The following is a 25886-nucleotide window of genomic DNA, read 5'->3' as shown; positions in this document are numbered from 1 at the left end:
CGTTAGTTTTGCTTGTTTGCCCTGCTTCCGGGAGCGTCGATTGGTACACCCTCCTTGCAGAGAGGGCACTCTTCGGGAGTATAGCTGATCACCTCCATCGAAAGGACTGAAAAATGGTCGTCAGCAAGCTTAACACGTCCGTTGCTGCGGTCAACCACCGAGCCAACCCCGACAAGTGATGCGCCAGCGCTCTTGATCAGTTCAATCACCTCGGCAACCGAGCCGCCGGTGGTGATGACATCCTCGATAACCAGTACCCGTTCACCGGGTTCCAGCGTGAAGCCCCGGCGGATGGACATAACCCCCTCCTTGCGTTCAGCAAAGATCGTTTTGACACCGAGCTGTCGTCCCACCTCCGTGCCAACCACAATGCCGCCGATTGCAGGAGAGATGACCGTTTCGACTCCCTTGCCGGTGAAATGTTCTGCAATTTTGCTGCATACTGCCGTCAGGTGTTCCGGATGTTGCAGAACCTTTGCGCACTGAAAGTAGGCATTGCTGTGGCGGCCGGAGGTCAACCTGAAGTGGCCATCAAGCAGGGCGCCGGTTGTCTTGAAAACGTCAAGCATGGTTGAAGTTGTCCTGTAAAGAGTTGCTTAAAATGGTAAAGATACAGAAGCCGCTTCCAAAAGCTAAAGGAAAAACGTTTCATTGGAACTGCTCTCCGGAGTGTGCCTCTTTAGCGCTCATTTTCCTGGTTTTCAAGGTATTCTCTGAGCAGGATACAGGCTGCTGCGCTGTCGACCCGCCCCTTCTGTTGCCGCACCTTTCTTGATTTTCCGGATGCGACGAGGATACTGCGTGCATCCTTCGATGAATGGTGCTCATCAAGGGTTTCAATCCTCAGTTGGGGGAACTCCTCATGAAGTGTCTCCAGAAAGCGGTCAATCACACCGGTCATGGCGTTTTTTTCGCCATTTTCGCTGAGCGGGTAGCCGACAATGACGAGAGCAATATCATCGGACTGTATCATGGTACCGAGCGCTTTGGAGAGTCCGGCGCGGTCAAAGGTTCCGACCGGCTGCGCGAAAAGCCAGAGGGGATCGCTCTGGGCCATTCCGATGCGCTTTGTTCCGTAGTCGATGGCGACCACCCTTTTTTTTGGAGTCAGGCGCATAGACGAATTTTTCTTCGATTAATCACGGTTCTTCTTCCTTGCCTTGAAGCGCTTTTTGCGACCATAAAATATAGCAACTTTCTCAAGGGAACCGTGCGCTCCCTCTTTGCTATCGTTTTCTCTCTGATGGCGAACAGCTTTATGCTTGAATCGCTCATCAATAATGGAGAGACAATTTTCAAACCTTTTCTTCCATATGATTGTTCCTCTTGGGTGACTGGTTTGAAGAACAATGTATTTCAGGGGAGGATTATTATGGGAGGGTTGTCGCTGCTGCTGATGACAAGTTTGATGCTTGCTGGCTGTTCGGTTTTGGGAAAGCGTACGGCGAGTGAGCCGCCGTTCAAAGTGCTTGAGCAGCATGGGGATATTGAGGTCAGGCAATATGGTGAGATGATTGTTGCCGAGACTGTTATTGAGGGTGCATACGGGCAGACAGGAGCGCCGGGCTTCAGCCGTCTTGCCGGATATATTTTTGGTAAAAACCGCTCAAAAGAGAAGCTCTCGATGACAGCTCCTGTACTTCAGGAGCAGGTCAGTGAAAAAATCTCCATGACCGCACCGGTGCTTCAGGAAAAGAGGGGAAGCGCATGGGTGATGGCCTTTGTGATGCCTGAAGGATCAACGCTTGAATCACTTCCCGTACCGCTTGATCCGGCGGTAAAACTCCGTTCTGTGCAAGGCAAAAAAGTTGGCGTTATTTGTTATTCGGGCCTGCATTCCGAAAGCAACCTGCGGAACTATGCAGGGAAGTTGACGGAGTGGCTTGAGAAGAAAAGGTTCAGGGTGCTCTCTCAGCCTCGGGCAGCAAGTTACGATCCTCCATGGACGCTTCCGTTTTTGCGGCGTAATGAGGTGCATATCGATATTGAATAAGGATTAAGGAGCAAAGGAGCCGTGTGCGGATTTTTTAGTGGAGTTATTATTCTTACATTTTGAAAAGGCCGGGATCAATTCAATCAAATGCGCAGGGTATGAAGCCGCACTACTACTTTATCGGAGCGACACTGTCGATACTCCTCTCCATTTATCTCTTTATCTTCGGTACAGGTGTGAACCATGAGCTGATAGCCATCTTTATCGGCCTGTGGGCGCCGACCATCATCTGTGTTGGCATTTTCAACACTTTGCTTGGTATTCTCGATGAAATGTGTTGCGCACACAAGCGTATTGAGGATGGGCAAACCGGTTGCCACGATCGTTAAGCGGTCATGTCAACAGCCGTCGAACATTCCGGAGGGGCCGGGTTATGAAGCAGGCTGGAGCGGTGCTGCTTGTCGGTGTGGGCGGGTTTATCGGTTCGATGGCCCGCTACCTTGTGGCGCTCACGTTTGTTCCCCTGGTGCCGGGCTTTCCCTTTGCAACCTTGACAGTCAATCTTCTTGGCAGTTTTCTCATTGGCTTCCTCAGTGAGCTGGCGGTTTCGACGACGCTTGTCTCCCCTGAAGCACGGCTTTTGCTCGTTACAGGTTTCTGCGGAGGATTTACCACCTTTTCCGCCTATATGTTTGAAAATGCCGCATTGCTCAAGGATGGTCAGCTTTTTTATGCCGGCATCTATCTTGTTGGCACTATTATCGGGGGCTTTGTTGCCCTCTACACAGGAACGCTTTTTGCAAAACTCTGGACATAAGGGAGAATCAACATGGAACTACAGAATCTGGAAATGCTCAGGCTTTTTGTCGGCGAACAGGTGCGTTACGGTCATCGGCCACTCTATGAGGAAGTTGTCCGTGAAGCCCGGCTTTTTGGTCTGGCTGGCGCTACGGTACTCAAAGGGGTACTCTCCTTCGGCCACGACATGCAGTTTAATACCTCCAAAATCATGGATCTGGGTACAAACCTGCCCATGGTTATCGAGATTGTTGATTCTGCAGAGAAGATCGACGGATTTCTGCCGATCGTTGAGCAACTGGTCAGGGATGCATCAGGACGGGCAATGCTGACAAGGGAGCAGGTGCGAGTGGGGATTATGGAATAAAAAAGGGAAGCCGTGAAGCTTCCCTTTTGGAGGTTGCGTTGTGCACACCAGAGGTTACTGGCCAGAGGCCACAAGAGCGTTATAGTTCGCCTTGATGGTCTTTTCGAGATCCTCGTCGGTGTGCATGAAGCTGATGAACATTGCTTCGAACTGCGACGGGGCAAGGTAGATACCCTGATCGAGCATGGAGTGGAAATATTTTCCATGTCTTTTTGTATCTGCAGTGACTGCGGTCGAGTAGTCTACTACCGGCGTCTCCGTAAAGAAGAGGCAGGACATCGAGCCGACGCGGTTCTGCACATAGTTCAGCCCGAGTTTTTTCAGGTTATCGTTGAAACCGCTCTCAAGGATAACCGCTTTTCTTTCGAGTTCCGGGTAGGGATTTTCGTCAATCAGGATTTTCAGGGTTTCAAGACCTGCGGTCAGCGCCAGCGGGTTTCCTGAAAGGGTACCAGCCTGATAGACATCGCCGAGTGGAGCAACACGCTCCATGATTTCGCGTTTGCCGCCGAATGCACCCACCGGAAGGCCACCGCCGATGATCTTGCCCATGGTGGTCAAATCAGGGGTAACGCCGTAAAGGCTCTGTGCACCGCCAAGCGCCACACGGAAACCACACATCACCTCGTCAAAAATCAGCACAATACCTTCCTCGGTGCACAGTTCGCGAAGCGCTGCAAGGAAGCCGGGCTTGGCCGGGATAACGCCCGTGTTGCCTGCTACAGGCTCGATGATGATGGCTGCAATCTGCCCCTTGTTCTCATTGACAAGCAGCTTAACCGAATCGATATCGTTGTAGGTTGCATTGAGCGTATCCATTGCCGTGCCTTTGGTAACGCCGGGGCTGTCGGGAGCGCCAAGTGTCAGTGCGCCTGAACCAGCCTTGATGAGGAAGCTGTCTCCGTGGCCATGGTAGCATCCCTCGAATTTGATAATTTTATCGCGGCCCGTGTAGCCACGAGCAAGACGAACAGCCGACATGGTGGCTTCGGTCCCGCTGTTAACCATGCGCACCATTTCAAGTGACGGAACAATTTTGCAGAGAAGCTCGGCAATTTCGATCTCCATCTCAATCGGGGTGCCGAAGCTGGTGCCGATATTTTTCAGGGTATACTCAAGCGCGGCAGTGATTCTTGGATGCATGCTTCCAAGAATAAAAGGGCCCCACGAGCCGACATAGTCGAGGTAGGTGTTGCCGTCAACGTCGGTCATGTATGCTCCTGACCCTTTGGCCATGTACACTGGAGTTCCACCAACGGATTTGAATGCTCGTACCGGAGAGTTTACACCGCCGGGAATAAACTTCTTTGCTTTTTCAAAGAGTTCAGCAGATTTGGTGAGTTGAGGCATGTCGGACAATGCTGTTTATTGATTGAACAAGACCATTATAAGAGTAATAAAATGCTCTGTCAAGATAGAAATAGTCAAGAAGATATAAAACCACAAAAAGAGCCTGTCTGCCTATTTCAGGAGGATTTGAGAGACGATGTCAAGGTTTTTGCGCCCCCGTGCATGTTCCAGATGGAGCGAACAGTACTCCTGAAGCAGATTCCAGAGATCTTCAATCTCCCGGGGGTCGGCCTTGATGGAGTCACCGGCAGGAAGGCGCGTTGCAGCAAGCGCACTCAGCAGCATGGCGAGACGCACCGGAATGAGCTGTTTTTTAGCCAGGCTCGATCCAGCAGCTTTGGGTAGCGCAAGTCCGCCGGGGTTCATCACAAAATAGAGCTCTGTAAGTTGCAGTGCCTCAATGGCAGGCAAAAGCTCCTCTCCGCTGAATACGCAGGTGCGAAGGGAGGGCTGAAAGCCAAGCAGGGAGACAAAGCGTAAAAGGAACCAGGCATAGAGCTGCTGAAAATTGACATTGGTATGATAGAGCTGCTCAAGGGTTCCTGTCAGCAGAGTAAAAAGGGGGAGATTTTTTTCGTCGTTTTCTGTTGTATGGCGTACAAAGTCAATGATGCGGTAGAGGATGGCGAACCGTTCAAGATCCGGCTCGGGAACCATTGGGCTTAAAACAAGGTTACCATCAGTTGCAAGCTGGATATCGCGGCTGCTTTTTTTATACAGTACCAGATCGACCACATTGCCAGCGCTGAACAGCCCTGAAAGCCTGTTTTTCGGGTTGCGTGCACCCTTGATAATGATCGACATTTTTCCGAACTCTCGGGTGTAGATGGAACAGATCTTCGATTGGTCGCGGTATTTTATCTCCCGCAATATTACAGCCCGGGTTTTGACTATCACGGCAGAGGGTTTTATATTCCGGCAAATAGCAGTATATACGAAAATGGCGCCTTTTTCAGGCCCGGGAATTTTATAAACAACAACATGGTGACGGAGAACAATGGCCGTCAGCAAGCGATTAATCAAGGAGAACAATAGAGATGCCAACCTATCAGTATCGTTGCAGCAACTGTGGAAATGAGCTTGAAATAGTACAGAAAATAAGCGATGCATCCCTGACGCTCTGCCCGAAATGTGAAACAGAGAGCTTCGAGAGGGTCATCAGCGCCAGCGGTGGATTTTTGCTGAAAGGCTCCGGTTTTTATAAAACAGACTACGGCAGTGGCAAACCCGCGCCAGCAGCGCCAACGCCAAGTCCATGCTCAACCGGAGCCTGCTCGGGCGGAGGCTGTCCTCTGGCCAAATAGGAGACAAAAGAGGATCAATTCCAATTTACAGAAAGCCTTCCCCGTTCATGGAAGGCTTTTCTGCTTCCTGAAAGGATTCTCTTCCTCTCTCCAGATAAACTTTGGCAGGTCGATACTCTTGTTGCCCCTGAAACTTTCAGGGTACTGCTTTCCCTCAACATTCCCGGTCACCTTTATCCGGTTCAGCCTGCCATCAGTGAAGAGCATCCGGATCATATCCCCGCTCGAATAGTTGATCCCCGACGGTTGCTGTTTTTCATTGTAGAGGTGATAGAGGATCTCCGCCTGACTGGTGACGGTAATGTCCTCGATTTTTGATCCCTCGAGGAGTCGAATCACCATTTTCTTGCCGCCGAACTGGTCGTAGACAACTGGCGAACGGGAGAGGGTATCGGCAGCAGCAAAAAAAGCGTTGCCGTGTACCTGCATCTCATCAAGACGCTGTTTTTTTTTGCTGTCGCCGGACTCCGTGAAGTGGAGCAGAATAATGTCGCCACTGATCTGCTGCTGTTCATGCCATGCGATTGCGTCATCGTAGAGCCAAACCTGGCTGTTTGCCTTGTTGACCACCGCCCGGTGTGACTTGCCGAAAAGAGAGTTATCGAGCATCCTGCCCCTGACGCTGCCCTGTAATTCTCCCGTTTGCTTGTCGGAGAAGTAGACGCCGTTGTCGCCATAGATTGCAAAAGCATCGTCGGCAATGACAATGTTGCCCTTCAGCACAATTTTGTTCTCCCGCTCGTAATCGGTAGCGCTGTCGCAAGTCAGCGTCAGGGAGCCGTCCTGAAACACCACATTGCCGATAACCGAGCGGTAGCTTCCAGCCTCATCGCCCCCCCCCTCGATGAGATCTGCATGACGGAGAATAATTTTCTTTTGTTCCGCCCGGAGTGTATTATGATGGGGAAGCGCGACGGATGCTGCCAGAACAAGCAGCAGAAAAGCGGTGAGTGAGCGTGAAGAAACCTGTCTCATTGAATTCTGGTTGTTTTTCATGGGTACCTGTACCTGAAAGATCTTTCCCCTAATGTATATAAAGCTTTGTTTTGACTGTGAAAAAATTACTTTTGGCCGCTGGTGGCCAGCCAGGCGCTCTTCTGCTTGCCCCACTCTATAAAGCATTGAAAAAAAAGGGAGCCTACCAGCCGATAGTGATGCTTGCCACTCCGGTATGCGCTGAACCCATCAGCCGCGACCTTGCAGCAAGTTTCGGTATTGGTGAAGCCAGCCATACCATCACTCTTCCGAAAGGCACACCGGTTGAGCAGCTTGCCGTTGCCATGACCGCCATGGAAAAAATCATGCTCAGCGAAAAACCTGACCTTGTGCTGGTCTGTGGCTGCGACAATGCCGCATTCGGGGCCGCCGTTACCGCAGCAAAACTCGGTCTGCCCGTTGCCGCCGTTGATGCCGGACTGCGCAGCTACGAGCGTTCAGATGCTGACGAGGTCAACCGCGTCGTCATTGACGCCATGTCCGACCTCCACTTTGTCAGCGAACACAGCGGCGAATACAACCTCATCAACGAAGGGGTCGCCGATGAAAAGGTCTTTTTTGCTGGCAACCTGCTCATCGACAGCCTCGTTGGTCTGATGGAAGAGGCAAACAACTCCGATGCAGCAGCGGTTCCGGAGGTCAAACCCAAAAAATATGCGCTGGTGCTCCTGAACCCGGCAGGTCGCTTCTCCGAAAAAGAGCCGCTTGAAATGATCCATCGGCTTCTCAAAGAGATTTCCGGCAAGATCACCGTCGTCATGCCGCTTGTTGCCGGGCTTGACGCGCTGTTGCAGCAGCACGGCATGGGTGATGCATTCAGCGAAACAGAGAACGTGAAGATGATCCAGCCTCCGGCACATGCCGCCCTTCTGAAACTGCTGAGGGATTCCCTGCTGCTCCTCACCGACATCGAGGAGATGCAGTCGGAAGCCACCGTCATGAACGTTCCCTGCCTCACCATCATGGAGAGTTCCGCCCGCCCCGCCACCATCGAAATAGGCACCAACGCCCTTGTCAGCCTCGATGAAGAGGAGATCAGGAGCCGTATCCACGACATCCTCCATCCCGGAACGCATCAGCACATCACCAGCCGCTCAAAAATCCCCGAAAAATGGGATGGAGCCGCCGCCGGGCGTATCATCGCCGTGCTGGACAGGGTGCTGTAGGATCGGATGAGGAGCTGAATGGGTTTATAACCTTTTTTTCAATGCGCTCTTTGAAATCGATGTGATTGTGGTTGATATGTTTTTTTGCCTGACAACACCACCTCATTCCAATAGAAATTACCCGGAGCCAATCTGTGAGCGGAAGCCAGACTGACCTTACTTTTTTATAAATGACGGGAACCAGACTCTTCTCGACAGGTTCAAGGCCACCCTTGCCGATACTCGTTATTTTGATGTTCTTGTCGGATATTTCCGCTCAAGTGGATTTTATCAGCTTTATGAAAAAGTTATAGTAAATTGGGGGGTAAGGTGTTACATTTTTCGCCTGTTGCGATTTATGAGCACAATCTAAAATCGTTTAACTTATGATGAAAAAAATCAGCAAAACAGATGATATCAATGCGAGACTTGAGCGGGATGGAAAAGTAACCGTTCTTGACAAGAAAGAGCATATTGAGGCCATCATTGCAATGAACAAACAGTTAGAGGCAGTTCGAAGAGAATACCAGATAAAGGATCGGAAGTCTCAGATCACTGCTGCAAATGATATTCTTACGATGTAGTTGGTGGGCTGGTTAACAAATTTCAGAGAGGCTGCCATCAAAAGGCAGCTTCTCTGTTTTTAGAGCGTAAGTCGCTCTTTTTTATGAAAGAAATATGACGAAAAAGAACGCGAACACGCGCCCACTTTGGGAGCACAAGAGTTCCAGGGAATAGTTTCGGGCACCCTGACCCATCGGTTGTTGCCATCAAGTTTTCCGCCAAACGGTAAATGCCCTGAAAAAATCCATTCTGCACAAGGCTTTTTCGGGAGAGCTGTAGCCTGTACTGTGACTCCTGCCAGAGAGTTAACGATTCATTTATCCGGCTTCGCATCTTGCCGGGAACTCTCTATATTGTGTAATTGGTTCGAGATTTCGTCTCCCTGTATTTCTTTTGATTACTTGCTTTGATGGGTGAAAACCCTTCTCATTTCAGGTGTTTACCATTAACCGGTCGCAGGGTAATCGCCGGAGATCGTTAAGATATAATGAGTTAGTATAGATATGGAACATATTCAGTCCATCAATCCGGAGCGTATTCTTTGGTGTTGTGCCGATTATGGCATAACGCCGGATGAGCTTGCTGCTGCGCTTGGCATAGCGCCAGGCAGCATCGAGCGGGTGATGGCTGGCGAAGATGGCATCACCTTCAATCAGTTGCGCAAGGTGGCGGACTTTTTTGGTCGCGGGGTACTGTTTTTTCTGGAGGAAGGGCCGGTTGATGTTGCACAGGTTCATACGACGCAGTTTCGAACGCTGACCAATCAGAAGCCGGAGGTGACGCCGGAGCTTAAAAAATTTATTGAGCGGGTCGAAAAACAGAGGGAAGTCTATCTTGGTCTGCTTGAAGATATGGATGAAACGGAACGGGTACGATTCACTCCACCGGATTTGCACGAAAAGACCCTCCCTGGAGTGGCTCGCATTGTTCGTGCATGGCTTGGACTCGGTGATAGCAATGATTTTGCCTCTTACCGTACTGCCGTGGAGGCAAGAGGTATTCTGGTCTTTCGGAGTAATGGTTACAGTGGCAAGTGGCAGATTCCAAAAGAGAGCCCGATTATCGGGTTTACCCTGTATGATCCCGATTGTCCGGTGATTGTTGTCAAGAAACAGGCTTCGGATAGCAGGCAAACATTCACGCTCATGCATGAATTGGCTCATTTGCTTTTGCACAAGAGCAGTTCCATTGACGACAACTTCGATCTGGACTCTTCCCATGGTAGAGAGCGCGATGCCAACTCCTTTGCAGGTCATCTGCTGGTACCGGATAATTTTCTTGCCCTGATCAATGACGCCGAACGACCTGAAGAGGTCTCTCGGTTCGATGTCTGGCTTGACAAGCACTGCAAGGCATGGGGGGTGAGTTGTGAAGTGATTTTGCGTCGATTACTTGATGCCGGTCGCCTGCTGCAAAGCGAATATGCTGCTTACAGGGAGTGGCATGCAACGTTGATCATTCATCAAAAAGAGGGGGGAAACCGTTCATACCGCTATCGTGAACCAAGGCACGTGTTCGGTGATACCTACGTGCGGACAGTGCTGGATGCCCTGAATGCCCGCCAAATTACACTGACCAAGGCAAGCAGTTATCTTGACAGTATCAAAATCAAAGATCTGCATAGTCTGGAGCATTTCTATGCTGATCGTTGACGCCTCATCCATTATCTATGCCTGGGATAATTACCCGATTCGGCAGTTTCCCGGGTTATGGTGTTGGATGGCTGAGCAATTTACAGATAGACATTTGGTTATGCCACGTGTTGCATATGATGAAGTTGACAACAAAGCTCCTGAATGTGCGGCATGGCTCAAAGATGCAAATATTGAACTGTTTGCGATCACGAATGTCATTGTCCGGGAGGCATTCAAAATCAAGAATCTTCTCGGTATTTCCTCTGACAGTTATCATTCCAAAGGGGTAGGTGAAAACGACATCTTTATTATAGCCACTGCAAGCGTCAATAATGTTGGCTTGGTCTCAGATGAAGGGCGGCAACAAAGGCTTCCAGATATTTCAGCGAAAAGAAAGATTCCTGCAGTTTGTGCCATGGATGAGGTCGCTGTTCCCTGTATGAACTTTATCGAATTCATCAAACGATCTGACGTGGTGTTCGGGTAGCATGTCGGTGGAAATTCTCCTTTAAAAGCGGGATGCGAAAAATGCTTGCCGCCATAGCGGATGGTGGCAAGCGAATACTGTTGACACTCGCAACAGGAACAGGCAAGACCTTTATCGCTTTCCAGATTGTCTGGAAGCTTTTCCAGAGCGGCTGGAACCTGAATCGTGACGGCAAGCGACAGCCGCGTATTCTTTTTCTTGCTGATCGGAATATCCCTGCAAGCCAGGCTTTCAATGCATTCTCCCCATTCCCACAGGATGCTCTTGTGCGCATCAGGCCGGATGAGGTTCGCAGAAACGGCAGGGTGCCGATCAACGGTTCTATTTTCTTTACCATATTCCAGACCTTCATGACGGGGCCTGAGAATTCTCCATGCTTCGGCGAGTATCATCGGGGCGGAGCCAACAATGAAAGCAACTGGCGCGTTGATGCGTTTTTGCCAAAATCGTTGAGTGCTGATTGAGAAGGAAAAACAGAGAAAAACAGGGAATATTGGATTCTTGAGAAGTTGCGTAATGGAGGGGAAGCGTTTTTTTTGCTTTGTTTGATAATTCTGATCCGTTGTGTAGGTTGGGGGAGACGAGTTTTTGTATGTAAAGCATTTTTGAGTTATAGAAAAAAAAGATAGGCTTAACCGATTTTTTGCGTATTCGATTCATAAACAAACGGTAGTGTCATGGATTATAATATTGAGTTAACCAGTTCGATGCAAATCGGCATGTTGCGTCAAAAACTGGGATCTTCAGGAATTATACGTTTGAAAGATGTGGCGAGGCATATTGATAACTTGAAAGATCTTCAGCTACAGGAAGATGTTTGGTGTTATGATCGTTATCCAAAGCAGAGTAGTTCGGCTAAGGTGATGATAAAATCTCATCACAATAACAAAGAACATGAGTGTGTTCTTTGGTCGGTTAACCATTATCTCGGCCTGAACAGGCACCCGAAAGTTATCAAAGCAGCACAAGATGCTATAGCAGTTTATGGAACCGGATCAGGAACATCCGCAATGAGCGGCGGCTTCTGTGAGTTACATAAAAAAATTGAGGAAAAGGTCGCGCAACTGTTTCATAAAGAGGCAGGAATTATATTCCCAACTGGTTATACAGCAAACGTGGGAGCAATATCTTCACTTTGTGCAGGACGAAACTCTCTTATTCTCATTGATCGTGAGGTTCATGCGAGTATTCTCGATGGCTGCAAATTCTCCGGAGCGAAATATTTGCCATTCAAGCATAATTCTGTTGATGACCTGAGGAGTAAGATTAATAAATATAAAGAGTTATATGATCAGATTTTTGTCATTATCGAGTCTGTCTATTCCATGAGTGGAGATATTGCTCCCTTGCGGGAAATAGCTGATTTGAAGCAAAGCAATAATTTTTTTCTCTATGTTGATGAGGCGCATAGTTTTGGTATTTATGGAAAAAATGGAGGTGGGCTTTGTCTGGAGATGGGCATAACTGATTCTGTTGATATGCTCATGACAACACTCTCAAAGGCAGCAGCATCGGTTGGAGGTGTTGTGGCCGGGAATAAAGAACTCTGCTCTTTGATACAAGTCAGTGCTAATGCATACATTTTTCAATGTTGTGTGACGCCATCATCGGCAGCAACCGTCATTGAGGCTCTTGATATTATTGAAAAAGAGCCAATACACCGCGAAACGTTGCATGATAATAATCGATATTTCAGAGAGAAATTATTAAAATTGAATTTTGATCTTGGCGAGAGTATAAGCCCTATCGTTCCTATCTATATCAGAAGTCAAACCATAATGCAGAATATGGAAAAAGAGCTGTATGAACGGGGAATATTCAGCGTTTCAGTGACTTATCCTGGCGTTAAATTTAATGAAGTCAGATTCCGGTTTATTGTTTCTGCGGCTCATACCAGACAACATATTGATTATACCTGTGAAGTGCTCAGCGAGCTTGGCAAAAAATATGGGCTTATTGAGTAAGAATGCGTTATTGCTCTCTTCGCCAGAAGAGGACAGTACGCGAAATGCGACGGAATGTTATGTCGTTTTGTTACTAACCGAATGTTTTTCAATGAATTTTGAGGAAGAGTGATCATGCTTAAAGAGTTTAAAGAGTTTGCCATGAAGGGCAACGTTGTAGATATGGCAGTTGGTATCATTGTTGGTGGAGCGTTTGGTACGATTGTCAATACTCTTGTCTCCCAGGTGTTGATGCCCCCACTGGGTCTGTTGATTGGAGGAGTCGATTTTACAAATCTCTACCTTATTCTAAAAGAGGGTTCCAAGGCAGCAGCTCCTTACGCCGCTTTGGCCGATGCGACTGCGGCAGGAGCGGTTACGGTCAATTACGGACTCTTCCTTAACTCTGTGATCAGTTTTTTAATCATGGCATTTGCAGTGTTCCTGCTTGTCAAAGCTATAAATATGCTTCGTCGTGAAGAGAAGGCCCCACCTTTGGCTCCGACAACAAAAGAGTGTCCTTATTGCCTTTCGATCGTACCTCTCAAGGCTACCCGTTGCTCCAGTTGCACTTCAGAGTTAGGAAAATAATGAGAGTATGAAACTTACCCTGGTATTCTGTCCTGAATACGCCACTCCTGCTTTTATGCTGATTGTTCTGTTTTAAGAGCAGGGATAGTCTCCTCCTGTAAATGTATATTCCCGCAGAAAAAGGGGTTAGCTGCCTATAAGCGGCTTGCCCCCTTTTCGTGGTGTGGAATGTATTTCAAAATCAGTATCACAGGGGGGCTTTTATGATGGTGCTCAGGTCGGCAATCTCTTTTCGGAATCGAATATCGTTTTTTGTGCTCTTCCTGCTGTTTGTGGCAGCAGGGAATGCGAGTACGCTGTATGCTTCTTCCACACCCTGGCCATTGCAATATCTGAGCGGTGTTGCTCCGGATATCAAGAATACAAAACTGGCGCAGAAAACTCGTGAACTGGGTTTTGATAACTATGTTGTCATGCATTCGGGTGTGACCATGAGCCCGTTATGGTCTGCTGAGTATTTGACACGCGAGAACTTGCTGAGTGCGAAGGGATTGGAGAGGCGGAACAGTTTTCACCATGAAGAGCAGCTTCCTGTCAGTGAACGGGCAGAACTGAAGGATTACGCAAAATCAGGATTGGATCGTGGCCACATGGCGCCAAATGCTGACATGCCGACAGAGAAGGCACAGTGGCAATGCTTTTCACTTGCGAATATGATTCCCCAGGATCCGGACAATAACCGTAATTTATGGGCCGCCATCGAATCTTCCGTGAGGACAATGGTCAGAAACCGTGGCGATCTCTATGTAATTTCCGGGCCACTCTATCTTGGTACCACTCTAAAACGTCTGAACGGCCGGGTTTTTGTGCCGACGAACATGTTTAAAATTGTTTATGATCCTCGTTTGAAAAGGGGGGCGGCTTACGTTGTCAGCAATGAGCCGGGTGAAGAGTGGCAGGTTTTGAGTATCAGTCAGATTGAGAAATTGGCAGGGATCAATTTTTTCCCGAAACTATCATTTGCTGATAAACAATCGATGTTGAAATTGCCTGACCCGACACGGCATAATGATCGTTATTGAATTCGTTGGAGGCAAGATTCGTTAATTTGATTTTTTCATGAAACAGGAGGATGCGAGCATGAGCAAGAAAGAGAAAAAACTGATCCCTTTTGCCAATGAATCGGATTCATTGGGTATTGGCGGCTTGACTATAGAGAACAGGGTCGATCGTATTTCGCTTTACGGAAGCCTTGACATCACACGGGATAAGGAGGGAGCGCTCAATGCGGAGAAGCTGAAGTCTCTTTTCGATGCAATTGTTGTTGCCCTTGGGTCTGAGGAGCTGCCAGATCAGATCAGTGTCAGAGCGATGGAAGAGATTGCAAATCCTTTTGCGGAGAATGGCGGGCAGTGACGGTGCGTTTTTATTCTCAATGGCGAAGCGGGAGATCATAGAGCGTTTCGTCAAGCTGATTTTGTATCACGATCTGTTTGCTCTTCAATTCTACCGTACCGCAGGCGAAGCGGGGGTGTGCGGTGCGGTTAACGAAGGCTGGCAGCACGATAAAGTGGATACCGTTCAGCAGCGCATAAGCTCCATAGTGATAATGGCCGCTGAGGCAGGCCTTGACGGCGGCAGAAGAGAGAAGAAGTTCTGAAATTTCCCGGTGGTTCCACAGAAGCCCATGTTTCTGGTCGGTCGTCTCAGGAAGCAGCGGGAAGTGGCAGATGATGATCACCTTTTCATTGGAATCCTCCGCCACTTGAAGCTCTCTTTGCAGCCACCTCTTCTGCTTGATTCCCACAGCTCCGCAATAGTCGTGCAGTTCAGGAGAGGCTAAAAAAGAGGCAAGGATCTGGCGCTCTTGCGGCGTTTCAGGTTGGCGGAGCACTGAAATATCCATGCCGTCAAGCACAATAAAACGAAACTCCTGCAGGGTAAATGAGTAAAAGGCTCTGTGCAGTCCGAGAGCTGCCATCAGTTCCTCGCGAGGCAGGGCCAGGCAATGATTGCCGATGACATGGCGGATGGCGCCCGGAAAAGTTTTGAGGATGGAGTGTACTTGCAGGAACTCTTCCTGCTTGTGAGCTTCGCTGCCCTGGATCAAGTCACCAAGCTGCAGCAGCAAACCGATCTTTTTTCTTTTCCATCCCTCTATGCAGTTGCGAAGATCTGCGGCAGCGAGGTGTGCTGCCGCAGTTTCGTTCCCGGTTGAGAAGTGGATGTCGGTAATGATGCCGAACCGGACAGGATGGCCGTTGTCAGGGTTTGCCATCAGTCACCGAATTCGGAGAGGTATTTTTCCATGAACTCGTCGAGATCTCCATCAAGCACGGTTTCTACATCAAATCGTTCGTAGTTGGTGCGGTGATCTTTGATGCGCCGGTCATCGAGAACATAGCTCCGGATCTGGCTTCCCCACTCAATTTTTTTCTTTTTACCTTCGATCTCCCGTTTTCTGGCATCCTCTTCATCGCGCTGTCGCTGGTAGAGTTGAGCCATCAGCATTTTCATGGCGCGTTCCCTGTTCTGGAACTGTGAACGTTCTTCCTGGCAACCCACGACGATACCCGTCGGGAGGTGCTTGATGCGTACGGCTGTCTCCACCTTGTTGACGTTCTGGCCGCCCTTGCCGCCGCTGCGGAACGTTGAAAGTTCAAGATCCTCTTTGCGGACGTCGATTTCAACATCGGGTGGCGCTTCGGGGTAGGTGAAGACACTGGCAAAAGAGGTGTGGCGCCGGGCATTCGAGTCGAACGGCGAGACACGCACCAGTCGGTGAACGCCGTTTTCAGCTTTCAGATAACCATAGGCATAAGGGCCCTCGATTTCGAGCGTTGCGGTTTTTATTCCTGCCCCGTCACCCTCCTGGTAGTCGTCGGTATAGATTTTGAATCCCTTGCGTTCAGCCCAGCGCATGTACATGCGGTAGAGCATTTCAGCCCAGTCCTGTGCCTCGGTTCCTCCAGCTCCGGCATGAATCGTGATCATGGCGTTGCCAGCATCATCCTTTCCCGAAAGCATGTTTTTGAACTCAATGGCTGAAATATCATGCTCGATTGACGCAATGAGTGCAGTCAGCTCTTCGCCGAAGGATTCATCGTCAAGTTCTATGGCAATGTCGAACTCATCCTGACAGGAGCGCGCCTTCAGAATGATTTTTTCATACGCGTCTGTCCATGATTTATGTTCGTTCAGCTCTTTGAGTACCTTGTTTGCTGCTTTCTGGTCGTTCCAGAAGGCTGGATCGAAGGAAATTTTTTCAAGATCCTCGATTTTTTCTTTGCGCTCATCGACGTCAAAGATACCCCCGTAACTGTTCGAGGCGACGATGAATCTCCTGCAGTCTTTCTTTTTGTGGTTCAAACATAATTGCTCGGTAGAGTTGAGTTTTGAGAGGATAACAGATGTTCACAATGAACAATTTTTTTCAGCAGAAATCAAAGAGGTTGTTTCTGTCGGGCTATTTGATGCTATCGTTGAAATTAGAAGAGTATCTACGCAATAAAGTAAAGGAGTTTTCCTATTTTCCAGTCTGTACCGGTATACCTCCGGCCATTAATCCTGAGATTCTGAAGATGAATAATGCATTCCAACGGGCGCGTCCCTCTTACAGCAATCAACCCTGTGACGGTCGTCAGAGAGTTGTTATAGAAAATGTTTCACCTGAAATCGACGGGGGCAAGTATCCGGCGAAAGTTGTGGAGGGTGATCGGCTTTTTGTTGAGGCAGATATCTTTGTTGATGGTGCAGATACCATCACGGCAGAGATCTGCTTCCGACCCCCAGGCAGTGCGGGGTGGACGTTATCTCCTATGGAGCCGCAAGGTAACGATCGATGGAAAGGTTCCTTTCTTGCAGGAACTCCTGGCTATTACCAGTATAGCGTTCTGGCTAAAGTTGATCACTTCCAGACATGGAAAAAGGGATTGGCGAAAAAAATTGAGGCTGGTCAGGATGTGTCGCTCGACCTGCAGATCGGCGCTCTTCTGGTGGAGAAGGGAGCTGAACGGGCTGAAGCGGTCGATGCCGCCATGCTCAGGTTTATTGCATCCTGCCTCCGTTCAGAAGATAAGGAGGAGGCAGCCATAGCGGCGCTTGATGCAGAACTTGCCCGGCTCATGGAGCGTCATCCCGACAAGGCGTATGCCTCTTTCTATGATAACATACTCGGCTTGACCGTGGAGCAGAAAAAGGCTGGATGCAGTGCGTGGTATGAGCTTTTTCCCCGTTCATGGGGTTCAGAGCCAGGCCGGCACGGTACATTCAATGACTGTTGTCGGCAATTGCCGATGATAGCCGGAATGGGATTCGATGTTATCTATCTTCCTCCTGTTCATCCGATAGGCTACACGAAGCGGAAGGGCAAGAATAATGCCCTTGTTGCCGCACCCCATGAGCCGGGCAGTTGCTGGGCAATTGGCAATAAGGATGGAGGCCACAAGGCCGTTCATCCGGAACTTGGTACGCTTGAAGAATTTACAGCATTTGTGACGGAGGCTGAGAAGCTCGGCATTTCTGTGGCGCTTGATATTGCTTTTCAATGTTCGCCTGATCATCCTTACGTCAAAGAGCATCCGCAGTGGTTTACCTGGCGTCCGGACGGGACAGTGCAGTTCGCCGAAAATCCTCCCAAACGATATGAGGATATCCTTCCCATCAATTTTGAGTCTGCTGACTGGCAGAACCTCTGGATTGAGCTGAAAAGCATCTTTCTTTTCTGGATCGACAAGGGTGTCAAAATTTTTCGTGTTGACAATCCCCATACCAAGGCCTTTCCTTTCTGGGAGTGGGTAATTTCCTCAATCAGGGAGGAGCATCCTGATACCGTTTTTCTGGCAGAGGCCTTTACCCGCCCAAAACTGATGGCTCGGCTGGCTAAAATTGGCTATAGTCAGTCATACAGTTACTTTACCTGGCGTAACACAAAACAGGAGCTGCAGGCATATGTGAGTGAACTGACCTCAGCGCCACTGAAACATTTCATGCGGGCGAATTTCTGGCCGAACACGCCCGATATCCTGCACGAAGAGTTCCAGCGAGGCGGACGGGAGAAGTTTATTATCCGCCTGGTTTTGGCCTCAACACTTTCGTCAAACTATGGCATGTATGGCCCGGCTTATGAACTCTGCGAAAATCGGCCGGTTGGCGAAGGCAAGGAGGAGTATCTTGATTCCGAAAAATATGAGATCAAAGCGTGGGATCTCGATCGCCCGGGCAATATCCGCGCCGAGATTACCCGCATCAACCGGATACGGAAAGAGAATCCTGCCCTTCAGCAGACTTCTGACATTACCTTTGTTCATGTTGAAGATTCTCCGGGTCATGAACATGAACAGTTGATGGCCTATGTGAAGCGGTCGGCGGATGGCAGCAATATTGTTCTTGTGGTGGTCAATCTTGATCAGTCCGGTACGCAGTCAGGGTGGCTCAGGTTCCCTCTCGAACTTTTCGGACTTTCGCATCAGCACCCCTTCATGGTTGAGGATCTGCTCAACGGTAATCAATACAACTGGAATGGCGAATGGAACTTCGTGGAGATGAATCCATGGATCATGCCAGCGCACATTTTCAGGGTGACCCTTTCCTGATAACATGAGTTTTAACATTCAGTCACTTTCTACTTATAACGAATTCTAACATGTATCAACCCGAACCGCTCTGGTACAAAGACGCCATTATTTATGAGGCGCATGTCAAGACGTTCTATGACAGCAACAATGATGGTGTTGGAGATTTTCAGGGACTGCGCCAGAAGCTTGGTTACCTGCAAAGTCTCGGTGTTACTGCCATCTGGCTGCTTCCCTTTTATCCATCGCCTTTACGAGATGATGGTTACGATATTGCCGATTATATGAGTGTCAATCCCGATTACGGGACGATGGAAGATTTCCGGGAGTTTATTGAAGAGGCACACTCTCTTGGTATAAAGGTGATTACCGAGCTGGTCGTGAACCACACTTCCGACCAACATGCCTGGTTCCAGCGTGCCCGGAAGGCTCCGGCAGGCTCTCCAGAGAGAAACTTCTATGTCTGGAGTGACGATTCCAGCAAATATTCTGAAGCCCGGATTATTTTCCAGGACTTCGAGGCTTCAAACTGGACATGGGATCCGGTTGCCGGGCAATATTTCTGGCATCGCTTCTACCATCACCAGCCCGACCTGAACTTTGAAAACCCCGAAGTACACAAGGCTCTGCTCGGTGTGCTTGATTTCTGGCTTGGCATGGGCGTTGATGGTCTCCGCCTTGATGCTGTTCCCTATCTCTATGAAGAGGAGGGGAGTAACTGCGAAAATTTACCGAGGACTTATGAGTATCTGAGGGCGTTGCGCTCCTATGTGGATGAGCACTATCCCAACCGGATGCTGCTTGCCGAAGCCAACCAGTGGCCTGAAGATTCTGCAGCCTATTTTGGTACCGGTGACCTCTGTCACATGAACTTCCACTTTCCCCTGATGCCGCGCATGTATATGGCGCTTGCTACCGAAGATCGTTTTCCCATTCTCGATATTCTGGAACAGACACCGGAAATTCCGGAGATCTGCCAGTGGGCTTCGTTCCTTCGCAATCATGATGAGCTGACGCTTGAAATGGTTACTGACGAGGAGCGCGACTACATGCGCAGGGTCTATGCCAACGATCCCAAGGCCCGTATCAATCTTGGTATCCGCCGCCGTCTTGCACCGCTCATGGCCAATGATCGCCGCAAGATTGAACTGATGAACATCATGCTGCTCTCACTGCCCGGAACTCCGGTACTCTACTACGGTGACGAAATTGGCATGGGCGATAACTTTTATCTTGGTGATCGAGATGGAGTACGTACACCCATGCAGTGGAACTCTGACCGTAATGCAGGGTTTTCGCGTGCCAATCCCCAGCGGCTGCAGCTCCCGGTCATCATCGATCCGGAATATCATTATGAGGCGGTCAACGTAGAGGTGCAGGAGAGCAATGTCAACTCCCTGCTCTGGTGGATGCGCCATACCATATCAACTGCTCATCGCTACAAATCGCTCAGCCGTGGTACCATTGAGTTCCTGCAGGTGAGCAACCCCAAAGTGCTGATTTTTATTCGTCAGTTCGAGGATGAAACCATGCTTAGTGTGATCAACCTCTCAAGAAATGCCCAGGCGGTGATGATTGATCTATCCCGCTTTGACGGCTATATCCCTGAAGAGGTGTTCAGCATGAACCGTTTTCCGAAAATCAGGAAAATTCCCTACATGGTGGCCCTGGGATCCTATGGATATTTCTGGTTGCAGTTGGTCAAGGATACCGAAAATACGGATGGTCGTCCATACCTCGACAAACCTTTTGCGACACCCTCTCGCTGGCAAAGCCTCTTTACCGGCAAAAGCCGCGAACGGCTTGAAACAGAGATTCTGCCCCAGTACTTCAAGGTAAGCCGCTGGTTTGGCGGCAAGGTGCGTCATATCATGCGTATCTCCATCGTCGATACCATTCCTGTGGCGGGAATGGCAAAAGCCAAGTTGCTGGTTACGGAAGTGCGCTATTCAAGTGGTGAGAATGAACGCTATCAACTCCCGGTATGCTTTTCTCCGCTTTCCCTGGTTTCTCTCCAGGATGATAATTTCTACAAGCGCGTTATTGCAAGGGTCGTTATTGGCGATGAAGAGGGTTATCTGTGCGACGCCACCTTTGATGGGCGTTTCCTGAACCATCTCTATCAGCTTGTTACCGGCAAGGAGAGTTGGCAGGGTAAAGAGGGCACTGTTTCCGGAATGAAGTCCATGAAGATGGATGCTGTTGCGGAAGAGGGAATGGAGCATGAGCCCCTCCTGATGGGTGTCGAACAATCGAATACCTCAATTCGCTTCAATAATGATCTCTGCCTGAAGCTCTATCGCCGCATTGAAATCGGAATCTCTCCCGAAGTGGAGATGTGCCGTGCGCTGAGTGAGCATACTTCGTTCAAAAACCTGCCGGGCTATCTTGGTTCACTGAACTATGAGCAGAGTCGCACCAACGGCTATTCTCTCGGTATTTTGCAGCATTTTGTGAAAAACGAAGGGGATGCCTGGCAGCTTTCGCTTAGTCAGGTGAAACGCTATTATGATGATATCCTTGCAAAAATCAACTCCGGCATGGTATTGCCTGCGTTGCCGAAACTCAGTGGTGATCCCGTGCAGCTTCCCGAAATCATGCATGAACTGATTGGTGAAGCCTATCTTGGCATGCTTGAAAAGCTTGCAGAACGGACTGCTGAAATGCACCTCTCCCTTGCTTCGCTCGACAGCGATCCGGCATTTGCGCCAGAGGCTTTTACTACACTCTATCAGCGTTCTATCTACCAGGCGATGTGCGAACAGGTGAAGCGGGCGGTTCTTCTTATCCGTGAAATCATGCATCAGATGGCTCCGGAGCAGCAGCAGCTTGCATCTCTTTTTGTGCAGAGGCAGAAACAGATTTTGCAGCAGTTTGATCCCATCAGGATAGAGAAAATCGATACACTCAAAATCAGGATTCACGGCGATTTTCATCTTGGCCAGGTACTCTTTACCGGCAAGGATTTTGTGATTATCGATTTTGAGGGAGAGCCTGCCCGGCCCCTCTCCGAACGGAAAATCAAACGTTCGGTTTTCCGTGATATTTCAGGCATGTTGCGCTCCTTCGACTATGCGGCCTTTAATGTGCTGCAGCAGGACAACACCCTCTTCCGTCCGGAAGAGCGGCTTGCCCTTGAGCCTTGGGCTGACCGCTGGAGTTTCTATGCTGGCCAGTACTTTCTCGACAGCTATTTTGCAAAGACCGGAGGCAGTAATATTGTTCCGGCAGATCCGAAGCAGCGTGAACATCTGATGCGGGCCTATTTGATGAACAAGGCGGTCTACGAACTCAATTATGAGCTCAACAATCGTCCTGACTGGGCCTCCATACCGCTTCGGGGTATTATGAAGATTCTGGAGTCGTAACGCGGGAATCGGGATGATGCCTCTGCCGTGCAGTGCGGCAGGGAGCATCTCCGTTCCAGTTCAATGGGTAACTGGTTTCGGGAGAATGTTTTGCAGGTACATACCATAGAAACATCGGTGAGCGGGAAGTATCTTCTCCGTTTGCCCGCTGATCCAGGTACGGCTCCGCTTCTTGCGGGCTTTCATGGTTACGGCCAGACTGCTGAAGATGAGTTTCGTCTGCTGTGTGCAATTCCTGGCTCAGATCGCTGGTTTTGCTGTTCCATCGAAGCGCTCCACTCCCTCTATACTGCGGCAGGCAATCCCGGCGCAAGCTGGATGACCAGTTGTGATCGCGAGCAGCATATTGAAGAGAATGTGCGCTATGTCGATGCGGTTATCGAGCGTATCAGGGCGCTCCACGATGTGAACGACCGCCTCTGCTTTCATGGCTTTTCACAAGGTACCGGCATGGCTTGCCGTGCAGCCCTGCTTGGCCGTTACCCGGCAGAGCGCATCCTGCTCCTTGGCGGTGACATTCCTCCGGAACTTGCCGTAAGTGGGCGTATGGGACGGGTGCATCTTGCCCGTGGTACCCGCGATCAGCTCTATTCGCAGGAGCGGTATGAACGGGATGTTGCACGGTTGCAGGAAGGGGGGATTGCGTTTGTTGCCTGCAGCTTTACCGGTGGTCACCGCGTCAATGAAGCATATTATCAAGCTGCAGGGGAGTTTCTTGAGGGTGAGTAGCATCTACTTTTCTTTTGCAGCTCTCCATAGTCTGTCGAGCTCTTCCGGTGTGTACTCCTGCCAGTTGCGGTCTGATGCCTGGACCTGTTCTTCAATATGGCGGAAGCGGCCCATAAACTTGTTTGTGGCTTTGCGGAGAGCATCTTCAGGGTTTGCTCCAAGAAAGCGACTGTAGTTGACAAGGGTGAAAAGCAGGTCGCCGAACTCCTCCTCCTGCTCCTCTTTGGTGGCAGCCTCTTTCAGCTCCCTGAGCTCTTCGGCAAGTTTATCGAGCACACCCTCGTCACTGGGCCAGTCGAAACCAACTCCCGCAACCTTTTTCTGTACACGATAGGCGCGCAGAAGCTCCGACATGGCGTTCGGTACTCCGTCAAGCAGGCTCTGGCGTCCCTCCTTGAGCTTGAGGTTCTCCCAGTTTTGCAGCACCTCCAGTTCGGTTTCGGCTATGACATCACCAAAGACGTGCGGGTGACGGCTGATGAGCTTGTGGCAGAGCGCTTCAAAAACATCGGCAAAGGAGAAGGTTCCCCGCTCTTCTCCGAGGAGAACCTGAAAAGAGAGATGGAGAAAAAGGTCGCCACACTCTTTTTTCAGTTCGGTTTCATCCTGCTGGTCGATGGCGTGGATCAGTTCGTAGCTCTCTTCGAGCAACAGGTGGGCCAGCGACTCCGGAGTCTGCTTTCGATCCCAGGGGCACTCCTGACGCAGTACCTTGACAAGACTCAGGGCTCGTTCGAACTGCTCTGCAAGGGTTCGTTCTCTCTGCGCGACAATGTCGGCTTTCAACTCTTCTGTCGCTGTTTTTTCAGCCATTGCGTCATGCTATTTTCTCAGTTTTGCTTTTCAACTCTGGCTGAAGTTACGCTTTCTTGCCGCTATTTCTGTATACTTCAGGGAGAGTGTTCAATGTCCCTTGCACAATAGCATATAATTTATTTTTCTGAAAGTCATGACGATGCCCATCATCTTGCCCCGGCAGGAAGCTCCTGTTGCCGCCATTGCCACACCGGTTGGCGTTGGCGCTCTCGCGGTGCTGCGTATCAGCGGCGAGGGGGTTTTTGATATCGCCCAGAAGGTGTTTCGCAAAAAAAACAACCCGAACTTTCGCTTTACTGCATCGAAAGGGTTTCGGGCCCATTTTGGTACGGTGCATGACAGCGAAGGGCTCATTGACGAAGTGGTTGCCTTGGTGTTTCGTTCACCAAACTCCTTTACTATGGAGGATATGGTTGAGTTCACCTGTCATGGCGGCCCTGTTGTTGTTCAGCATATCCTTAAAGTGCTGCTTGATGAGGGGTGCAGGCTGGCAGAGCCGGGTGAGTTTACCCGGCGGGCATTTCTGAACGGGCGGATTGATCTTCTGCAGGCTGAGGCGATTGGCGAGATGATTCATGCCCGAACAGAATCCGCATTCCGTACCGCAGTGACCCAGATGCAGGGAACCCTCTCCCTGAGGCTCGACGCCATGCGGGAGCTGCTTTTGCGCTCATGTGCCCTTCTGGAGCTCGAACTTGATTTCAGCGAGGAGGATGTTGAGTTCCAAAGTCGCACGCAACTTCAGGAAGAGCTTGCCGGGTTACAGGAAGAGCTGCACCGTCTTGTGGATTCCTATCAGCATGGCAGACTGTTGAAAGAGGGGGTTGCAACGGTGATTGCGGGCTTGCCGAATGCTGGCAAGTCAACCCTGCTCAATGTGCTGCTCGGCGAAGAGCGCTCCATTGTGAGCCATATGCCGGGCACGACCCGCGACTATATCGAAGAGTGCTTTCTCTATGAAAAAACCATGTTTCGCCTGACCGATACGGCCGGGTTGCGCGAAGGAGGGGAGGAGGTTGAGCATGAAGGTATCCGGCGCAGTTTCAAAAAAATTTCTGAAGCCGATCTTCTTGTCTATCTCCTTGATATCAGCCTTGAGAGCTACCTTGATGAAGTTCCCCTGATCCGAGATCTTCTTGAGCGTAACAGCAATGCCCGTATGATTGTTGCGGCCAACAAAATTGACCTTGCAACCGGGAGCGAAGAGCGGCTGCAAAAACTCCGTGCGGCGACCGGCTGCGAAGTGTGTGCACTTTCTGCCGCCAAGGGAGAAGGGCTTGAGGCTCTCAAGCGCCTGATGAGCACGATGGTGGAAGGGCTTGACAAGCTTCATGAAGCGAGTGTTCTGGTGACCAGCCTGCGTCACTATGAGGCGCTCCGCAACGCATCCGATGCCCTCGCAAACGCGCAGGAACTGATCACCCGTCAGGCCGAAACGGAACTCATAGCCTTCGAGCTTCGTTCAGCCCTCGACTATGTCGGAGAAATCACCGGAAAAGTGGTCAGCGAAGAGATCGTGAATCTCATCTTTGAGCAGTTCTGCATCGGAAAGTGAAGTCATATGTCCTTGTTCGCTTTGTTTTTATTTGCTATATACAACTGATGTATCCATTATTTCAGGAGAGTATCATGACCATCAGCACTGTCTTTATTAATAATCGTTCTCAAGCGGTCAGATTGCCCGCCGAGCTGCGTCTGCCGGAGAGCGTTAAAAAAGTAAATGTCCGCGCAAGAGGTAATGAACGGATAATTTCCCCGGTTGGAAAGAGCTGGGAGAGCTTTTTTTTGGACGCTCCCAAGGTTACTGATGATTTTATGGAAGAACGTGACCAACAGGAGCAACCTGAGCGGGAGTCATTCTGATGCTGCGATATCTTTTGGATACCAATATCGTGATTTATACGATGAAGCGCCGTCCAATCGAGGTACTTCATGTTTTTAATGAAAACGCAGATCGAATGGCCATCTCTGCGATTACCTTGTCGGAACTATTATATGGAGCTGAAAAGAGCAGCAATGTCAGTCAAAACCTGTCAGTGATTGAAGATTTCTGCAGCAGATTGGAAGTGTTGTCTTACGGTGCCAAAGCATCACAGCATTATGGATCGATAAGGGCCTCTCTTGCAAAATCAGGGGAGCCAATCGGCGTTAATGATGTTCATATTGCTGCCCATGCCAGAAGTGAAGGATTGATTCTTGTCACCAATAATGTTAAGGAGTTTATCAAAGTCCCGGCCTTACAGATAGAAAATTGGGTGAATTCTTAAAGTATGGCCCGCCCGTCTCTTTCCCGATCAGTTGGGATTTACTCCTTGTTCACAGATTCCCTCACAAATATTGATGTTAAC

At 49.7% G+C, this 25886-nt stretch carries 27 protein-coding genes and 1 pseudogene; 20 read left to right on the top strand and 8 right to left on the bottom strand.

Features of this window, described 5'->3' with window-relative positions; all coding sequences use genetic code 11:
- Positions 1-2: 2 nt before the first annotated feature.
- Both pyrE and ruvX read right to left on the bottom strand, forming a co-directional pair.
- Positions 3-569 (bottom strand): orotate phosphoribosyltransferase, encoded by a 567-nt coding sequence (pyrE, locus tag PPHA_RS13820; RefSeq protein ID WP_012509423.1) that lies wholly within the window; start codon positions 567-569, stop codon positions 3-5.
- Between the two features lie 110 nt (positions 570-679).
- Complete coding sequence (gene ruvX, locus PPHA_RS13815) at positions 680-1117, bottom strand: Holliday junction resolvase RuvX (protein WP_012509422.1); 438 nt, start codon at positions 1115-1117, stop codon at positions 680-682.
- Between the two features lie 126 nt (positions 1118-1243).
- On the opposite strand from ruvX, the gene PPHA_RS13810 reads away from it, so the two are divergent.
- The 4 genes from PPHA_RS13810 to PPHA_RS13795 all read left to right on the top strand — a co-directional run bounded on the left by PPHA_RS13810 (position 1244) and on the right by PPHA_RS13795 (position 3098).
- Entirely contained in the window at positions 1244-1993 is a 750-nt protein-coding gene (locus PPHA_RS13810; protein WP_223293936.1) for an SOUL family heme-binding protein, read from the top strand.
- 98 nt (positions 1994-2091) lie between these two features.
- Positions 2092-2322 (top strand): hypothetical protein, encoded by a 231-nt coding sequence (locus tag PPHA_RS13805; RefSeq protein ID WP_012509420.1) that lies wholly within the window; start codon positions 2092-2094, stop codon positions 2320-2322.
- Between the two features lie 44 nt (positions 2323-2366).
- A complete protein-coding gene (gene crcB, locus PPHA_RS13800) occupies positions 2367-2750 on the top strand; it encodes a fluoride efflux transporter CrcB (RefSeq protein WP_012509419.1) in 384 nt (127 codons plus the stop codon).
- Positions 2751-2762: 12 nt separating this feature from the next.
- A complete protein-coding gene (locus PPHA_RS13795) occupies positions 2763-3098 on the top strand; it encodes a DUF190 domain-containing protein (RefSeq protein ID WP_012509418.1) in 336 nt (111 codons plus the stop codon).
- Positions 3099-3152: 54 nt separating this feature from the next.
- Here PPHA_RS13795 and hemL read toward each other — a convergent pair whose 3' ends face one another.
- Complete coding sequence (gene hemL, locus PPHA_RS13790) at positions 3153-4448, bottom strand: glutamate-1-semialdehyde 2,1-aminomutase (protein WP_012509417.1); 1296 nt, start codon at positions 4446-4448, stop codon at positions 3153-3155.
- A 111-nt stretch (positions 4449-4559) separates the two neighbouring features.
- Complete coding sequence (gene recO, locus PPHA_RS13785; RefSeq protein ID WP_012509416.1) at positions 4560-5345, bottom strand: DNA repair protein RecO; 786 nt, start codon at positions 5343-5345, stop codon at positions 4560-4562.
- A gap of 140 nt (positions 5346-5485) precedes the next feature.
- Between recO and PPHA_RS13780 the strand changes: the two genes are divergently transcribed.
- Positions 5486-5752 (top strand): FmdB family zinc ribbon protein, encoded by a 267-nt coding sequence (locus PPHA_RS13780; protein ID WP_012509415.1) that lies wholly within the window; start codon positions 5486-5488, stop codon positions 5750-5752.
- Positions 5753-5797: 45 nt separating this feature from the next.
- Here PPHA_RS13780 and PPHA_RS13775 read toward each other — a convergent pair whose 3' ends face one another.
- Positions 5798-6727 (bottom strand): OstA-like protein, encoded by a 930-nt coding sequence (locus PPHA_RS13775; RefSeq protein WP_041526919.1) that lies wholly within the window; start codon positions 6725-6727, stop codon positions 5798-5800.
- 77 nt (positions 6728-6804) lie between these two features.
- Between PPHA_RS13775 and PPHA_RS13770 the strand changes: the two genes are divergently transcribed.
- The 9 genes and pseudogenes from PPHA_RS13770 (at position 6805) to PPHA_RS13730 (ending at position 14468) form a co-directional block, all read left to right on the top strand.
- Complete coding sequence (locus PPHA_RS13770; protein ID WP_012509413.1) at positions 6805-7914, top strand: UDP-N-acetyl glucosamine 2-epimerase; 1110 nt, start codon at positions 6805-6807, stop codon at positions 7912-7914.
- Positions 7915-8279: 365 nt separating this feature from the next.
- Complete coding sequence (locus PPHA_RS13765; RefSeq protein WP_012509412.1) at positions 8280-8477, top strand: hypothetical protein; 198 nt, start codon at positions 8280-8282, stop codon at positions 8475-8477.
- Positions 8478-8960: 483 nt separating this feature from the next.
- Positions 8961-10109 carry a helix-turn-helix domain-containing protein gene (locus PPHA_RS13760; RefSeq protein ID WP_012509411.1) on the top strand — a complete coding sequence of 383 codons (1149 nt, stop codon included), beginning with the start codon at positions 8961-8963 and terminating at the stop codon, positions 10107-10109.
- On the top strand, positions 10096-10578 hold the full coding sequence (locus PPHA_RS13755) for a DUF4411 family protein (protein WP_012509410.1): 483 nt from the start codon (positions 10096-10098) through the stop codon (positions 10576-10578). Before PPHA_RS13760 ends, PPHA_RS13755 begins: the two co-directional genes overlap by 14 nt.
- A gap of 44 nt (positions 10579-10622) precedes the next feature.
- Positions 10623-11003 (top strand): annotated as a pseudogene (locus PPHA_RS13750) (DEAD/DEAH box helicase family protein); the annotation flags it as partial.
- Between the two features lie 252 nt (positions 11004-11255).
- Positions 11256-12542, top strand: coding sequence for an aminotransferase class I/II-fold pyridoxal phosphate-dependent enzyme (locus tag PPHA_RS13745; protein ID WP_012509408.1), 1287 nt, complete (start codon positions 11256-11258; stop codon positions 12540-12542).
- Between the two features lie 114 nt (positions 12543-12656).
- Positions 12657-13112, top strand: a complete 456-nt coding sequence (gene mscL, locus PPHA_RS13740) for a large-conductance mechanosensitive channel protein MscL (protein ID WP_012509407.1) — start codon at positions 12657-12659, stop codon at positions 13110-13112.
- 203 nt (positions 13113-13315) lie between these two features.
- Positions 13316-14134, top strand: a complete 819-nt coding sequence (locus PPHA_RS13735) for a DNA/RNA non-specific endonuclease (protein ID WP_012509406.1) — start codon at positions 13316-13318, stop codon at positions 14132-14134.
- A 58-nt stretch (positions 14135-14192) separates the two neighbouring features.
- On the top strand, positions 14193-14468 hold the full coding sequence (locus tag PPHA_RS13730; protein ID WP_012509405.1) for a hypothetical protein: 276 nt from the start codon (positions 14193-14195) through the stop codon (positions 14466-14468).
- A 16-nt stretch (positions 14469-14484) separates the two neighbouring features.
- Here PPHA_RS13730 and PPHA_RS13725 read toward each other — a convergent pair whose 3' ends face one another.
- Both PPHA_RS13725 and prfB read right to left on the bottom strand, forming a co-directional pair.
- Entirely contained in the window at positions 14485-15330 is an 846-nt protein-coding gene (locus PPHA_RS13725; RefSeq protein WP_012509404.1) for a metallophosphoesterase, read from the bottom strand.
- A protein-coding gene (prfB, locus tag PPHA_RS13720; RefSeq protein WP_223293935.1) for a peptide chain release factor 2 occupies positions 15330-16425 on the bottom strand; the annotation gives its coding sequence in 2 pieces (ribosomal slippage) (positions 15330-16355 and positions 16357-16425; 1095 coding nt in all). The genes PPHA_RS13725 and prfB overlap by 1 nt, the downstream gene beginning before the upstream one ends.
- A 208-nt stretch (positions 16426-16633) precedes the next feature.
- Here prfB and PPHA_RS13715 point away from each other — a divergent pair.
- The 3 genes from PPHA_RS13715 to PPHA_RS13705 all read left to right on the top strand — a co-directional run bounded on the left by PPHA_RS13715 (position 16634) and on the right by PPHA_RS13705 (position 22722).
- Positions 16634-18646 (top strand): alpha-1,4-glucan--maltose-1-phosphate maltosyltransferase, encoded by a 2013-nt coding sequence (locus tag PPHA_RS13715; protein WP_012509402.1) that lies wholly within the window; start codon positions 16634-16636, stop codon positions 18644-18646.
- Positions 18647-18696: 50 nt separating this feature from the next.
- The gene (gene treS, locus PPHA_RS13710; RefSeq protein ID WP_012509401.1) at positions 18697-21993 is read left to right on the top strand and encodes a maltose alpha-D-glucosyltransferase; all 3297 of its coding nucleotides are present in this window, start codon (positions 18697-18699) and stop codon (positions 21991-21993) included.
- Positions 21994-22056: 63 nt separating this feature from the next.
- Entirely contained in the window at positions 22057-22722 is a 666-nt protein-coding gene (locus tag PPHA_RS13705; protein ID WP_012509400.1) for an alpha/beta hydrolase, read from the top strand.
- A 3-nt stretch (positions 22723-22725) separates the two neighbouring features.
- Here the strand turns inward: PPHA_RS13705 and mazG are convergent, their stop codons facing one another.
- Positions 22726-23535, bottom strand: coding sequence for a nucleoside triphosphate pyrophosphohydrolase (gene mazG / locus PPHA_RS13700; protein WP_012509399.1), 810 nt, complete (start codon positions 23533-23535; stop codon positions 22726-22728).
- Between the two features lie 136 nt (positions 23536-23671).
- Between mazG and mnmE the strand changes: the two genes are divergently transcribed.
- The 3 genes from mnmE (at position 23672) to vapC (ending at position 25805) form a co-directional block, all read left to right on the top strand.
- A complete protein-coding gene (gene mnmE, locus PPHA_RS13695) occupies positions 23672-25093 on the top strand; it encodes a tRNA uridine-5-carboxymethylaminomethyl(34) synthesis GTPase MnmE (protein ID WP_012509398.1) in 1422 nt (473 codons plus the stop codon).
- A gap of 74 nt (positions 25094-25167) precedes the next feature.
- Entirely contained in the window at positions 25168-25401 is a 234-nt protein-coding gene (gene vapB / locus PPHA_RS13690; RefSeq protein WP_012509397.1) for a type II toxin-antitoxin system VapB family antitoxin, read from the top strand.
- Positions 25401-25805 (top strand): type II toxin-antitoxin system tRNA(fMet)-specific endonuclease VapC, encoded by a 405-nt coding sequence (gene vapC, locus PPHA_RS13685; RefSeq protein ID WP_012509396.1) that lies wholly within the window; start codon positions 25401-25403, stop codon positions 25803-25805. The genes vapB and vapC overlap by 1 nt, the downstream gene beginning before the upstream one ends.
- Positions 25806-25886: the final 81 nt, after the last annotated feature.

Source organism: Pelodictyon phaeoclathratiforme BU-1, assembly GCF_000020645.1.
GTDB lineage: Bacteria > Bacteroidota > Chlorobiia > Chlorobiales > Chlorobiaceae > Chlorobium > Chlorobium phaeoclathratiforme.
This window is presented reverse-complemented; position numbering and strand designations above follow the sequence as displayed.